General features: G+C 43.8%; 10 protein-coding genes. 7 read left to right on the top strand and 3 right to left on the bottom strand.

All coding sequences use genetic code 11. The annotated features are described in order from the left end of the window. Positions 1-94: 94 nt before the first annotated feature. Positions 95-2,224, top strand: coding sequence for a glycoside hydrolase family 31 protein (locus tag AC59JT_RS14215; protein WP_497400019.1), 2,130 nt, complete (start codon positions 95-97; stop codon positions 2,222-2,224). A gap of 237 nt (positions 2,225-2,461) precedes the next feature. On the opposite strand, the gene AC59JT_RS14210 is transcribed toward AC59JT_RS14215, so the two are convergent. The 3 genes from AC59JT_RS14210 to AC59JT_RS14200 form a co-directional block, all read right to left on the bottom strand. Beyond that, entirely contained in the window at positions 2,462-3,541 is a 1,080-nt protein-coding gene (locus AC59JT_RS14210; protein WP_497400017.1) for a glycosyltransferase family 4 protein, read from the bottom strand. A gap of 74 nt (positions 3,542-3,615) precedes the next feature. Continuing rightward, a complete protein-coding gene (locus AC59JT_RS14205) occupies positions 3,616-4,776 on the bottom strand; it encodes a glycosyltransferase family 4 protein (protein WP_497400015.1) in 1,161 nt (386 codons plus the stop codon). A 20-nt stretch (positions 4,777-4,796) separates the two neighbouring features. Beyond that, positions 4,797-6,251, bottom strand: coding sequence for an oligosaccharide flippase family protein (locus AC59JT_RS14200; RefSeq protein WP_497400013.1), 1,455 nt, complete (start codon positions 6,249-6,251; stop codon positions 4,797-4,799). A gap of 197 nt (positions 6,252-6,448) precedes the next feature. Between AC59JT_RS14200 and AC59JT_RS14195 the strand changes: the two genes are divergently transcribed. The 6 genes from AC59JT_RS14195 to AC59JT_RS14170 all read left to right on the top strand — a co-directional run bounded on the left by AC59JT_RS14195 (position 6,449) and on the right by AC59JT_RS14170 (position 14,919). Beyond that, complete coding sequence (locus AC59JT_RS14195) at positions 6,449-8,167, top strand: capsule assembly Wzi family protein (RefSeq protein ID WP_497400011.1); 1,719 nt, start codon at positions 6,449-6,451, stop codon at positions 8,165-8,167. A 159-nt stretch (positions 8,168-8,326) separates the two neighbouring features. Continuing rightward, positions 8,327-9,094 (top strand): polysaccharide biosynthesis/export family protein, encoded by a 768-nt coding sequence (locus AC59JT_RS14190; protein WP_497400009.1) that lies wholly within the window; start codon positions 8,327-8,329, stop codon positions 9,092-9,094. Positions 9,095-9,107: 13 nt separating this feature from the next. Further along, the gene (locus AC59JT_RS14185) at positions 9,108-11,558 is read left to right on the top strand and encodes a GumC family protein (protein ID WP_497400007.1); all 2,451 of its coding nucleotides are present in this window, start codon (positions 9,108-9,110) and stop codon (positions 11,556-11,558) included. A 7-nt stretch (positions 11,559-11,565) separates the two neighbouring features. Beyond that, complete coding sequence (locus AC59JT_RS14180) at positions 11,566-12,855, top strand: nucleotide sugar dehydrogenase (RefSeq protein WP_497400005.1); 1,290 nt, start codon at positions 11,566-11,568, stop codon at positions 12,853-12,855. Between the two features lie 8 nt (positions 12,856-12,863). Beyond that, on the top strand, positions 12,864-13,847 hold the full coding sequence (locus AC59JT_RS14175) for an SDR family oxidoreductase (RefSeq protein ID WP_497400003.1): 984 nt from the start codon (positions 12,864-12,866) through the stop codon (positions 13,845-13,847). A gap of 25 nt (positions 13,848-13,872) precedes the next feature. Further along, a complete protein-coding gene (locus tag AC59JT_RS14170) occupies positions 13,873-14,919 on the top strand; it encodes an NAD-dependent epimerase (protein ID WP_497400001.1) in 1,047 nt (348 codons plus the stop codon). Positions 14,920-14,934: the final 15 nt, after the last annotated feature.

The following is a 14,934-nucleotide window of genomic DNA, read 5'->3' as shown; positions in this document are numbered from 1 at the left end:
TCCCCGTCTCAAGGGGGGAATCGCACAGGCCGATACGCTATAGTTCAATACAACTGCTTTTTCTTATATTACACCACCAATTACAAAAACACCTATGTTTCGTAAAATTACCTCCATCATCGCGCTGGCTATAAGTACAACAGCATCCGCGCAGCAAATACAACAAATGGCACCCGGTGTTACACGGGTTACGCAGGGGCAGGCAGATAAGTTTACGCCGTTTGATATTTTACAGGAAAAACCTAAGCTGGATGCCATGAAGGCTTTACCCGAAAGCGGCGCGCAGGTTGACCCTAAAGCCATCCGCATTGAAATAAACGCGCGTGGCGCCGTGGTACATATCCCGCTGGAAAGAGAGGAAGAACTATACGGCTTTGGTTTGCAGATGGGCTCGTTTCAGCAACGTGGTTTGCGCAGAAGGCCTATTGTTAATGATAATCCCTTGAATAATTTAGGCTATACACATGCGCCTACTACTTTTTACCTGTCAACCAAAGGGTATGGCATATTAATAAATACTTCGCGCTATACCACGTTTTACTGTGGTACACATAAGCAGGTTAAAGGCGATGTTGGCGGCGATGGCAGCGCGACAAATGGGGCGCAAACGGTGGCCGATCTGTATAAAAACAATAGTCGTACGGGCGAAGTGATCGTTGATATTCCCGGTGCTAAAGGGGGCGATGTATTTATTTTTAACGGGCCTACTTTAAAGAACGCTTTGCAACGCTATAACCTGTTTGCAGGCGGCGGTGCCATGCCGGCTATGTGGGGAATGGGCGTGCAGTACCGCATGAAAGCCGACTCGAAACAGCAGGATGTGTATAACATGGCAGCCTACTTTCGTGATAATAAAATGCCGGTTGATGTGCTGGGTTTAGAGCCGCGCTGGCAAACAGCAGCATACTCATGCTCGTACGTTTGGAACCCTGAGTTTTTTGCCGCTCCGCAGGAGCTGATAGACAAAATGAAGGCGCAAGGTATTAAAATTAACCTTTGGGAGCATGCCTATGTTAACCCGGCATCGCCTATATATAATACCATGGCAGGCATGGCCGGCGATTATAAAGTATGGAACGGCCTGGTGCCCGATTTTGCAGGAAAAACAGCCATGTCTGTTTTTGGCGATTATCATAAAAAAACATTTGTTGATAATGGTATCGCTTCCTTTAAAATGGATGAGTGCGATAACTCCAACATAAGTTTTGGCGACGCGGTTTGGGCCTTCCCGGATCAAAGCCAGTTTCCGTCAGGTATAGAAGGCGAGCAGATGCACCAGCAATTTGGCACTTATTATTTTCAAACGCTGTACAATCAATATAAAGCGGCCAATAAACGCTCGTATTTTAATATCCGGTCGTTAAATGGTTTTGCATCGTCATACCCGGTATCGCTTTACAGCGATACTTATGAGCATAAAGAGTATATCCGCATGATCCCTAACTCGGGGTTTTCGGGCTTGTTATGGTCGCCCGAGGTGCGGGAATCGGGTTCGGTAACCGAGCTGTGCAGGCGCGCGCAAACAGCTATCCTGTCATCGCAAACGGTATTTAACAGCTGGTATTTAAAAAGCCCGCCATGGTTGCAGTATGACAGGGATAAAAATAACAAAGGCGAAATGCTGCCCAATGCCAAAGAAGTTGAGGCCAATGTGCGTACGTTGCTAAACTTCAGGATGAGTTTTATACCTTACCTGTATTCGGCCTTTGCTAAATATAATAAGGAAGGTGTGCCACCTTTCCGCGCCCTGGTGGTTGATTATCCCGAGGATAAAAACACCTGGAAAGTGTGGGACGAATATATGATTGGCGATAACATACTGGCAGCGCCGTTAATTGATACGGCCACATCGCGCAAGGTGTATCTGCCAAAAGGTAACTGGTACGATTATAATACCAAACAAATCTATGCCGGGGGCCAAAGCTACACCATTAAAACCGGTCTTACACAGATCCCCATTTTTATTAAGGAAGGTACTATACTGCCGCTGGCCAATCCCGTACAGTTTGTTGGGCCTAATACGGTGTTTGATATTACCTGCTATGTGTATGGTAAAGCGGCTGCTAACGCGCAGTTATTTGAGGATGATGGCACGACTTTTAATTTTGAACAGAATAGTTTTAACACGGTTGAGTTGATCTGGCAGAATGGTAAAGGTAAGGTGAGCCGGAGAGGTGGGTTTAAGGGGAAGGTGTATACGATTAAAGGGTGGGTGAGTTTGTAGAGCGATAACTAAAGCCCGTCATCGCGAGCGTAGCGTGGCGATCCCCTTTAGACGGGTCAACACGCGGCTGGTCTAAAGGGATTACGACGCTCGTTCCTCGCTCGTAATGACGTGTAAAGTGGTACATACTTTGTTTGCGCCACACGCACAGAATCGTAATTTAGGAGCTTACTTATACTTCCGGCATCCTCACAGAGACGCAAGATATTGCGTCTCTACAATTTTTAAAATTATTCCTCACACCGTATTCAACAATTCATCCCAGCTTTGCTGAAACTCCTCGAGCGAGAAGCGGCGCTTATCCGCCAGGGCGTTGGCGCTAAACGTTTTGCGCAGGGCGGCATCTTCCATTAGCAACAATATTTTATTGGCCAGGGCCTGCACATCGCCAAGCGGCACTAAAAAGCCATCGGTATTGTTACGTATAATTACATCGGGCCCGGTTTTGCAGTTAAAACTCACAATAGGTAAGCCAAATGATTTAGCTTCGAGCAATACCAGCGGCAGGCCTTCAAATAACGATGATAAGGCAAAAATGGAAGCATTGCGATAATACTCGTCAATATGATGGGTTGGTTCGTCAAAATCAACATGTTGTACCAGGCCCAGTTGTTCGCGTTGTTTAAGCAGGTCGTTTTTTAGTTCGCCATCGCCAACAATAATTAACTTCCAGTCGGTGTTGGTTTCCATTACCAGTTTCCAGGCCCTAAGCAGGTAAGTAAAGCCCTTTTGCTCGGTAAGCCGGCCTATAGCCAAAACATTCCTGGTTTTTGGTTTCAGCTTCGCCTCATTATTAATGGTGATGGGGTTTTGTATACAAACCGCGTTGTTAGCTTTATAAGTAGTTTTAAAGTGATGCTGATCAAGCTCGGTTAAAACCACCACGCGGTGCGATAGCTTTGATGCCAGCCAGCGCGCAATTTTTGACGAACGGGTATGCCAGTTAACAAAGGTGTTAAAATGCTCCCAGCTAATAACTTTGCAACCATACAGTTTACCTACCGGGAGCGATAAAAGCGACATGGAAATACCCAGGTCAATGATAAGGGCGGGCCTTACATCCTTTAATACTTTTTTATAGCGGTGTAAAGTTCTGAAGTAGTATTTGGTAAGATCGGTTATGCGTTTATAGTCGGCTTGAAAAAGGCTGATGCGCGTAATACCCTCGTTTAGCTTAAAAAACGGTTCGCCCAGGTTTTGCAGGTCGAGCGCAAAAACCTCGTGCCCGCAGTTATGCAGGTAATTGGCCAGCAAGGTAGACATCCGCTCAGTACCGGCAGGGGTATGTAAATGCCTGTTAAATAAAAGAATGCGCATTTATCAGCATAAGCAAAACTAAAAACTGAATAATACGAAGCTTGTTTTATGAAGCTTTGTAAACGTACACTGCTTTAGTGGTTAAATAATTGGTCTAATATAGCAATATTGGCCTTATTATATGTTGTAAGGCCATTCTTTAAATTTAAAACCTGTTGGTTGTAATAGGTTTCATCGGCTAATAACAGGCTTATTTGCGTTACCCATTCCTGTGTGTTGCCGACAATTATTACGCCTTTATCTTCAAACTGTTTAAGCCCTGCCAAGCCCGCTGGTGTGGTAATAACCGGCTTGCCAAATGCTAAGGCCTCGATGGTTTTAATTTTTAAGCCGCTGCCTTCGCCGGCCGGGTTTATGCTAACGTCTATGCCATCATACAGTTGGGCTAACCGGGGCACAACGCCCAACAAGGTAACGTTGGCAGGCAGGGTTTGCGTATGGAGGGCGTTACAGATATTTCCGGCAATGTAAAGTTGCGTATCGGGGTGTGTGGCATGTAGTTTTGGCCATACTTCGCTTAAAAACAGGTTGATAGCCTCTTTGTAGGTAAAGTAATTGGCCGCTAAATACAATAGCTTATTTTTAGGCTGATTGATGCGGGTAGGCGCATAGTTGATGATGTGCCCTAAGGTGCTTAGCGGTTTGGCGCATCCGTTAGCCGCAAAAAAATCGGTTTCGTTTTGCTGAATGCATACCACCTGGTCGGCCCGGTTAAGGCAGGCAATCTCGTCGGCAAGGTTTATGGCCAGGCTGCGATAGCCCGGGCGATTTTTAAATATGGTATTAAAACGCAGGTAAACCGAGTCATGCGTATCCAGTATTTTTAAAGTACCGGCAGGGGTATAGTTAAATAGTTTTGAATAATAAACGTGGTTAACCCATACGGTATCGGGCTGCAGATTTGTAACAACCTTTTTATAAAAGCTGATGTGTTTACGGCTTATAAAGTCGTCGATTTTTACATGCCTGGCTTTTTGTTTAAGTACAAAAGCTATCAGTGCTTTTAAAAGCAGCCATGTATTCAGGCGTTTAAATTTAAAATTTTGGCAGATGTATTTATCACCCAGTTTATCCCTCATCGGTTGGGGATCAAAATCGCCATCGGGCAGGTGCAGGTAATAAACATCATGCCCCATGTTTACCAAAGCTTCGTACACAGATGCCATACGTGCCGAGTTACCCTGGTAGGATGGATAGCAGGCCAGCGGAGCAACAAAGAGTATCTTTTTTTTCATGTAAATGGTTTACATCGGGCCTAAATATTGTTTTCGGCGTCGCCGGACCTGCCCGGGGCCCATAAATATAAATAAGATACCATGGTGTTTTTAAATAAAAACCATTGCAGTGCCAGGTACATCACCGCGCAAGCGCTTACCGAAGCTATGATAGTTAAAAACAGCGGCAGGTGTACCAGGCGTATACCATGCACCACCGGTAAAAACAGCAGGCATATTAACACGGTTTTAAAAATGCTGCCTGTTTTTAAATGCAGCGAATAGTACCTGCACACAAAAAAGATGTATCCTAATGTTACCAGTGTTTCGGTAATTACATTGGCTATGGCCGCGCCGTTGTGCAGTAGTTTGGGTAGCAGCAAAACGTTTAAAACTATAAACAGGGCCAGGCCCATCAGTACAGGGTAAAGCGCCTCTTTATCGCGCCCGCCGGCAATTAATACCTGTATCTGAAAAAAATAACCCATGCCATATAAAAAGGGAATGGCTGCCATAATTTGCATGCAGGTAACGGCATCGGCAAACTTATCGCCCGAAAAAAAGCTAATGGCTTCGGGCGCCAGCGCGTAAAGCCCAAAGCTAACGGGGACAGAAAAAAACACAATAAACTCAAACGATCTTTGCAGCAACGGTCCGGCATCGCCCAAATCATTACTGCTTATTTTTTGGCTTAATTGGGGCATCAGCACAACGCCCATGGTAGTGATGAAGGGCAGCAGCAATTTGCAAAATTTTACGGCACAGGCATACAAGCCAACGCTTGTATCGGTAGTTATAAAACCCAGCAGTACGGTATCCAATATGGTATACATGCTGCTGCCAAGGCCAATGCTAAATACCAGCAGCAAAGGTTTTAAGTGCCGTAGGGGTTTAAGCCCGTTTAGTGTGAATTGCAATTTACCGCGTAGTGTTGCCGCATTACAAACATTGGTAGCCAGGCCGGTGGCCACGCTTATAATAAAAAACAGGTAATAATCGGCTGATGATTTAATGAACAGGTATATAGCCGCCAGCGACAGCATTTTTATCAGCAACGACCGCAATGCCAGTTGCCTGAACTGCGATAGCCCGCTGTAAACCCAATCAACAGACAAGAAGCCGGTGGCTATGGTAACGGTGCCTATTAAGTACAGGCTTTGGTCGGCCTTAAAGTAGCCGAAGTAAAAAATAACGCCCAGGTAAGCCAGCGATAACAGCAGGCTTGTGATAAAGTGAATAATAACAAGCTCAGAGAAAATTGCGGATAGTTTGTGCCTGTCGTCCTTACAGCGGGCAACTTCGCGCACGCCGTAAACAGGTACCCCTATGGCGGCCACTATCCAAAAGTATTGTACAAATGAAAGTACGAATTGGGTTTTACCAAAGCCCGCCGGCCCCAGCAATGGCAGCACATATTGAAAACTCAATAAGGGAAACAACAGGTTTACCCCGGTTAACAGCGCGTTATATATAAAGCTATGTTTAATACTTTTCATTAAAGGCGAAGCGTTATTTACCGCGGATAGTAACCATAGGCAATATTAATAAAATATAGCTTATTACGCCGATGGCGCAGGTAATTATTGCCCCAATGCTTTTTATTAATAATAAGTTAATAAAAACTATAATAATTAATAGTGAGCATATTAACGTTTATTTCAGGATATTAGCAGGATTAAATTTTACGCTGTTTATGATCAAAAATACTTTAACCTTAAGCCTGGCTTTACTGCTTAATTTGTTTGCGATGAGCACTATGGCTCAAACCCTGCAAGTGGGTACACCGGTTATTGAGGATGCTTACCGCAGGGCACAATTACTGGGCAAGGTTGATTCGAACGTGTCATTCACCATAAGGCCAATAAACCCCATGGCCGCGTTTAAAAAACAAAACCCTTACATAACCGGGCTTAATGATAGCCTTGAAGGCAACAACGGCATGTACAAAACTGCCGATGGTAATGGTTTTATACAACTGTTGCCGGTAGTTTGGCAGCAACAGTATAACAGCCATAACCCTTACGGCTGGAACGATGGCGCCATGATACCTGCTGCCGGATATCAAACCCTGGTAAGTGCCGGTTTTTTTGCGAAGTATAAATTTTTAAGCATACAGTTTAAACCCGAATTTGTATTTGCCCAAAACAGAAACTTTGATGGGTTTACGCAGGCAACTAACGAAAGTAGTGTATGGTCTGGCTGGTATAGTATTTATAACTCGATAGACCTGCCCGAGCGTTTTGGTACAGGTAAATACACTAAAGTGTTCCCGGGCCAAAGCAGTGTACGCCTTACTTTTGATCCGGTATCAGTAGGCGTATCGACAGAGAATTTATGGTGGGGGCCGGGTATCCGCAATTCGCTTATTATGAGTAATACGGCCAGCGGGTTTTTGCATGCTACCTTAAATACAACGCGGCCAATTAAAACACCTATAGGCCATTTTGAAGCGCAGCTGATAGGCGGTAAACTGGAAGGCTCGGGCCAAACACCGCTGGTACTGGGCCAGGAGTTTGGCCGCGATAACTTTTACAAACCCAAGCGTAACGATTGGCGTTACATTTCGGGTTTAGCGGTAACGTATCATCCTAAATGGGTGCCGGGCTTATTTTTGGGCTTAACCAGGGCTTACCAGGTTTACCAGGGCGATATGGGCCACGGGTTTGGCGATTATTTCCCGGTATTTTTGGGGCTGTCAAAATCATCTTCGTATGATCCCGCAACCGGCCAAAGTACCGAAGACGCCCAGAAGCGCGACCAGGTTACCTCAATTTTTGCCCGCTATTTATGGACCGACGCCAAAGCCGAAATTTACTTCGAGTTTGGCAAAAATGACCATAACTGGAGCCTGCGCGATTTTTTCCTTGATCCTGATCATTCAAGCGCTTATACCATGGGTTTTAAAAAATTATATCCAACCGGCAGTAAGCCCGATCAATATATACAAATAGGTGTTGAAGCTTCGCAACTGGCCGCCGGAACAAATGACGCGGTGTTTCGTGGTGGTGGCGTTTGGTATACGCATGGTACCATTAAACACGGGTATACCAATAATGGCCAGCTTTTGGGCGCCGGCATAGGCCCGGGTGGCAGCCTGCAGGCGCTTGATGTGAGCTGGTTTAGGGGCATGAAAAAAATAGGTATTGTGATAGAGCGCTATAAACACAACGCCGACCTGTTTACCCGCACATTTCCGAAAGGTGAGTTAAGGCGCCATTGGGTAGATATTAACCTGGGCCTGAACAGCGAGTGGGACTATAAGCACTTCCTGTTCTCGGGTAAATTGTTATTCGCCAGGCAGTTAAATTACGAATGGGAGATAAAGGATGATCCGAAAATATTTTACTGGGATTATGTACGGCATGATGCTATTAATGTGCAATTGGCCCTGGCTGTTACCTATCGCTTTTAAGTGCAAATTGGCTGGGTTAAAATGTTGTTTTAATTAAATTATAAACAATAAATTGACGATTTGTTAAACGTACTGCACATTTGAATAGCAATATATTAGCCAAATAATGATATATTTGCAAGAATTTAAAAACTAAGCTTTTAGCTTTTAAGAAACCCTATGAATAAAAACATCTGCTTATTATTCCTTTGCGCCCTGTTGGCTTTAGGAGGCTGTACTTCGCAAAAACAATTAAGGTACTTTAATGATCTGCCAGATTCATCAGTTGTTCATTTACCAAACTTACCGCAGCAACCGCGCTTTATTCAGGAAGGCGACAGGCTGCAGATAGATATCGGTGCCGAAGACGCGGTAGCAGCCGAAAGATTTAATAATTACGGTGGTGTAGGTGGTGCAGATGCAAGCCGTCGTGTGGCAGAAACCAGCGGTTTTTTGGTAGACTCGGAAGGTAATATTGAGTTTGCTTACCTGGGCAAGGTCAAATCAGCCGGTCTTACTGCCGATCAGTTAAAAGATATTTTAGAAAAAAAACTGGCTTTTTATTTAAAGGCGCCAATAGTAAGTGTCAAGTTTTTCCTTTTAAAGTTTACAGTACTTGGCGAGGTTAGAAACCCCGGTACTTTTACGCTTCCTTTACAACGTACTACATTTTTAGATGCACTGGGTGCCGCCGGCGATCTGCCCAGCAGTGCCAAGCGTTATGATATAGCTATCTATCGCGATTATAATGGCAAGCGTACCATTTTTAAGGTCGACCTTCGCAAAAAAGATATTTTATATAATCAGGAGCTTTTTCAAATAAGGCATAATGATATAATTTATGTGCAACCCCGCAGCAGCAGATTGTTTAACGAAGAGGCAAGGTTCTACGTGTCGTTCTTAACACTGGCCGTTGGTATTTATGCTATTTTTATAAAGTATAAATAATAAATATTTTTTGATGGAAGAATTTATAGAAGAAGACAAAAAAAGTAGCGGTTTTAATTTTAAATACTATCTGTTAAAATTATTAACCTACTATAAATGGATATGTCTTAGCTTAATTATTGCACTTATCTGTGGTTATTTATACAAGCGTTACACGGTATCAAAATACCAGGTAGATGGCTATATATTAGTGGGTGGTGGCGAGCTTGAAGGTGGTACTAACACCATATTAAATAATGCCGGTGTAATTAACGCTGCCGATAATGCCAGTAATACTGTTAATAATGAAATGTTCATCCTTCGCTCATTTAAAATCATAGGCGATGTGGTTGATTCATTAGATCTGGATATTAACGTAACCGAGCAGGGTACGCTTAAAGATCAGCCGGTTTTTAAAGATAGCCTGCCTTTTGATATCGTTGTTAAAAAACCGCAGCAATTTATAAACAACAGCACGCCGCTATATAACCTGGTTTTAAAAGCCGATGGTTTTACTGTTGGCACCGATAAATCAAAACATAAAGGCAGCTATGGCCAGTTGTTTATGCTGGGGCATGATACGGTAGTGATATCTAAAAACAATAGGTTTGCCATACACGGCGATAAGCAGCAAGCTTTTACGCTGCAGATAACAGGCCGCACACAAGCTATAAAAAAATATCTTAGCCGCTTAACCATAGCGCCTGCAAAAAATGGTGGCGTAGGGCTGTTGCAACTATCGGTAATTGATGAATTGCAGGTAAGGGCCAGTAAGTTTATCGAGGTTTTGATCTACTCGTACAATCAATCATACCTGGTATATAAAAACCAGGCCATAAGGCGGGCACTTAAGTTTTTGAATGACAGGTTAGAAACCGTGAGTGCCGACCTGGAGAAACAAGAAAACCAGGTGCGCGATTTTAAAGCCTCCAACAAAATATACGACGTATCTGCCGCGGCAACAACGCTTTTAACCAAAATGCAGCTGGCCGATCAGCAAAAAAACGAGAACAGGTACCAGGTAGAGTTGCTTGACCTTGTTGAAAACGCTATAAAAAACGCCAGGGGTAAAGAGGAAATTGTTGCAACCAATAGTGGTTTAGCCGATCCCGTACTATCAGGCCAAATAACTTTGTATAACAACCTGGTTGCTCAAAAACAAAATATACTAACCACCAATACACCTAATGATGTGAGGTTGCCTGCGCTTAATGAGCAAATACAGGTACAACGCTCAAACATCTTAAAAAATATAACCAACATACGTAAGCAGTTCTCTACTTACAAAGGTTATTTAACCGGCCAAAACAGCACATTCTCCAGCCAGTTTGAAGTGCTTCCAGAAAAGGAAAAGCAATTTATTGAGCTAACACGTAAATTAAACGTGCAGGAATCATTGTACACCTTCCTGCTGCAAAAAAAGGAAGAAACACAAATACAATTCGTATCGGCCGATGTGGTGCGTTCACGTACGGTTGATGATATTTTGAACCAGGGTTTGGTTGAGCCAAAATCAATGATGGTTTATTCTGTATCGTTTGGTGTAGGCTTATTGGTGCCGGCATTGATCATCCTGGTTATCGCTTTCCTTAATAATAAAATTGAAACCCGTAAAGAAATTGAGGACGGAACCAACGTGCCTATTTTGGGCGAGTTAAGTTTGTCTAATATTTCTGACGCGCCTATTGCCATTACTTCATCAAACCGTTCGGCTATTGCTGAGCAGTTTAGGGCCATACGTACCAATTTATCGTACATAGGCGCGGGCGATAAAAAGGTGTTTATTGTTACTTCAACCATCAGCGGCGAGGGCAAAAGCTTTGTGAGCCTTAACCTGGCTAACAGTATTGCTATTATCGAGAAAAAAGTAGTGGTACTGGAGCTTGACTTGCGCAAACCAAGGCTATCAGAAAAATTAGGTATGCGTAGCGATATCGGTATTTCGCAATACCTTATCAATGAAAGTATTAAGCCTAAAGATATTGTATTTGAGCTGAAGGACTATCCAAACCTTTCGCTGGTAAACTCGGGCCTTATACCGCCTAACCCGGGCGAGTTGATAACCCGCCCGCGTATGGCCGAGCTTATTGCTTATCTGCGCGAAAATTTTGACTATGTAATAATGGATACGCCGCCGGTGGGCCTTGTTGCCGATGGTGTAAGCCTTGGCCAATTGGCTGATGCGTCGATATTCGTTATCAGGCATAACTACTCTTTCAGGTCAGCATTGCAATTGCTTAATGATTTGAAAGAGAATGATAAGCTGCCTAATTTATCACTGGTAATTAACGGTATCGAAACCAAAAAAGGTTATGGATATGGATATGGGTACGGGTATGGATACGGCTATGGTGGGTATGGTGGATACGGCGGGTATGGTGGCTATGGCGGTTCATACGGTGGCTATGGCTATTACTCTGACGATGTGCGTAAGCCCGAATCTGTTTTAAGTAAGTTAACCTCAATATTTAAGAAAAAAAAATAGTAAATAAATGCACAACACTCGTATCGGCGTTATAGGCCTGGGCTATGTGGGCCTTCCATTGGCAGCTGCCTTTTCAAAAAAATTCCAGGTAGTAGGTTTTGATATCAATCAAGCACGTATAGATGCCCTGCAAAGTGGTGTAGATAGTACGTTGGAACTTGACAACGAGGAATTAAAATCAGTAATTGTAAACCAACCCGGCCAGCTTGGTTTGCACTGCACCAACCAGCTTGATGCGCTGAAAGATTGCAATTTTTACATTGTAACCGTTCCAACCCCGACTGATAAACATAACCGCCCGGTATTAACGCCGCTTTATAAAGCCAGCGAAACCATAGGCAAAGTGTTAAAGAAGGGTGATATTGTGGTTTACGAATCAACCGTTTATCCGGGTGTTACCGAGGACGAATGTATCCCGGTATTGGAAAAAGTGAGCGGATTAAAATATAACCAGGACTTTTTTGCAGGCTACTCGCCCGAGCGTATTAACCCGGGCGATAAAGAGCACACGGTTACCAAAATATTAAAAGTAACATCGGGCTCAACCCCCGAAGTTGCCGAACAGATAGATGCTGTTTACCGGTCTATCATTACCGCGGGTACACACAAAGCCAGCAGCATTAAAGTTGCCGAAGCTGCCAAAGTAATTGAAAACTCGCAGCGCGATATTAACATTGCTTTTGTAAACGAGTTAAGCAAGATATTTAACAAAATGGGTATTGATACCCACGAAGTATTGGAAGCTGCCGGTACCAAATGGAACTTTTTGAAGTTTAAACCGGGCCTGGTTGGTGGTCACTGTATAGGTGTTGACCCTTATTACCTGGCGCAAAAAGCACAGGAGCTTGGCTATCACCCCGAAATTATACTGGCCGGTCGTAGGTTAAACGATGATATGGGCTCATATATAGCGCATGAGATCGTTAAGCTGATGATCAAAAAAGAGATAGGCATTAAAAATGCTTCGGTACTGGTATTGGGCTTTACTTTTAAAGAAAACTGCCCGGATGTGCGCAATACCAAGGTAATTGATATTGTGAACGAACTGAAAACCTACAATACCAACGTAACCGTGTACGACCCATGGGCAAAACCGGAGGAGGTTAAACACGAGTACAACCTGGAAACTACTAATGATATTGCAAGCGTTACAAAAAGTAAATATGACGCAGTTATTTTAGCGGTGAGTCACAATGAGTTCCGTGAAGTTGACCTGGACAGTTTAAGAAACCCGGTAAGTGTGGTGTACGATGTTAAAGGATTTTTAAATCCTGAAGTTGTTGACGCAAGATTATAATAAGCACTATGTACCAGGAAAAATTTCATAACCAGGATCTATCAGGATTATCATTTTTAATTACGGGCGGCGCCGGCTTTATAGGCTCAAATATTGTTGAGTACCTGTTAAAGTATAATGCGAAGAAAGTACGTGTGCTTGATAACTTCGCCACCGGATCGCACACCAACATCGACCCGTTTAAAGCAAACCCGGCGTTTGAATTAATTGAAGGCGATATACGCGATATAGCGACCTGCCACGCCGCGGTAAAAGATATTGATTATGTAAGCCACCAGGCGGCGCTTGGTTCGGTACCACGCTCTATTAATGACCCGGCAACCACTAACGAAGTAAACATCAGCGGCTTTTTAAATATGCTGATAGCCGCGCGTGATGCCGGCGCAAAAAGCTTTGTTTATGCAGCCAGCTCAAGCACCTACGGAGATCATCCGGCTTTGCCAAAACAGGAAGAAAACATTGGTAATCCTTTATCGCCATATGCGGTAACTAAATACGTAAACGAACTTTATGCCTCGGTATTTTCGCGCACGTATGGCTTTAACGCTGTTGGCTTGCGCTACTTTAACGTGTTTGGCCCAAGGCAAAACCCTAAAGGCCCTTACGCGGCGGTAATACCTTTGTTTATCGAGTCGGCATTAAAAAACGAAGCGCCTTTTATTAATGGCGATGGCGAAACCAGCCGTGATTTTACGTTTGTTGAAAATGCTGTTCAAGCTAATATAAAAGCAATGCTAACCCAGGGCCTGGATAAAGCCGAGGTAATTAATATAGCCTATGGCGAGTGTACTACTTTAAACCAGCTTTGGGGAAGGATTTGCGAGCAGATAGGGATTGATGTGGCGCCCGTGTATCGTGATGAGCGTAAAGGGGATGTAAAACACAGCCTGGCCAATGTTGATAAAGCAGGCCAGCTTATTGGCTATGATCCAAAGATATCTGTACTAGATGGCTTGAACATAGCTATCAAGTGGTATAAAGACAATTCTTAAACAAGGGAGACCATCTATCCAAACAATGAAAATATTGGTAACAGGGGCGGCGGGCTTTATAGGCTTTCACCTGGTAAATAAATTAGTAAAGCAGGGCCACCATGTTGTGGGTATTGACAGCATAAACGATTATTATGATGTTAACCTGAAATTTGGCAGGCTAAAAGAAACCGGTATTATCGGCGTTGGGGATAATACGCAGCTTATACAAAGCAGTGTGTACCTGGCCTATCGCTTTGCTAAAATAAGCCTGGAAGACAGGGTAGCTATTGAGCAGCTTTTTGAGCAGGAGCAATTTGAGGTGGTGGTTAACCTGGCAGCACAGGCGGGCGTTAGGTACTCTATACAAAACCCGCGCGTGTATGTTGAAAGTAATGTGGTTGGCTTTATGAATTTGCTGGAAGGTTGCCGCAACAACAAGGTAGGTAACTTTATTTACGCAAGTACGTCAAGCGTATACGGCTTAAATGCCGATATGCCTTTAAACACGCACAGATCAACCGAGCACCCGGTATCATTATACGCGGCTACTAAAAAGGCTAACGAGATGATGGCACATTCATACAGCCATTTGTACCAGGTGCCTACTACCGGTTTGCGTTTCTTTACCGTTTATGGCCCATGGGGCAGGCCGGATATGGCGCTGTTTTTATTTACTAAAGCCATACTATCGGGCCAACCTATTAACGTGTTTAATAATGGCGAAATGGTGCGCGATTTTACTTTTGTTGATGATGTTGTTGAAAGTGTGAGCCGCCTTTGTGTTAACCCGGCTAAGATCAATACCGAATGGGATAACATGAATCCCGATCCGGCTACCTCATCAGCCCCATACCAGATCTATAACATCGGCAACTCGACACCGGTTAAGCTGATGGATTACATTGAGGCATTGGAAGAAGCCTTAGACAAAAAAGCTATCCGCAACATGATGCCAATGCAGCCGGGCGATGTACTGGCTACGCATGCCGATGTAAGCGACCTGGTTAATGCCGTTAATTTTAAACCACAAACATCAGTAAAAGCGGGTGTAAAAAAGTTTACCGAGTGGTATCTGAGTTATTACGCCTGATTATTAATAAACCCC

The sequence above is a fragment of the Mucilaginibacter sp. A3364 genome (genome assembly GCF_059690715.1).
This window is presented reverse-complemented; position numbering and strand designations above follow the sequence as displayed.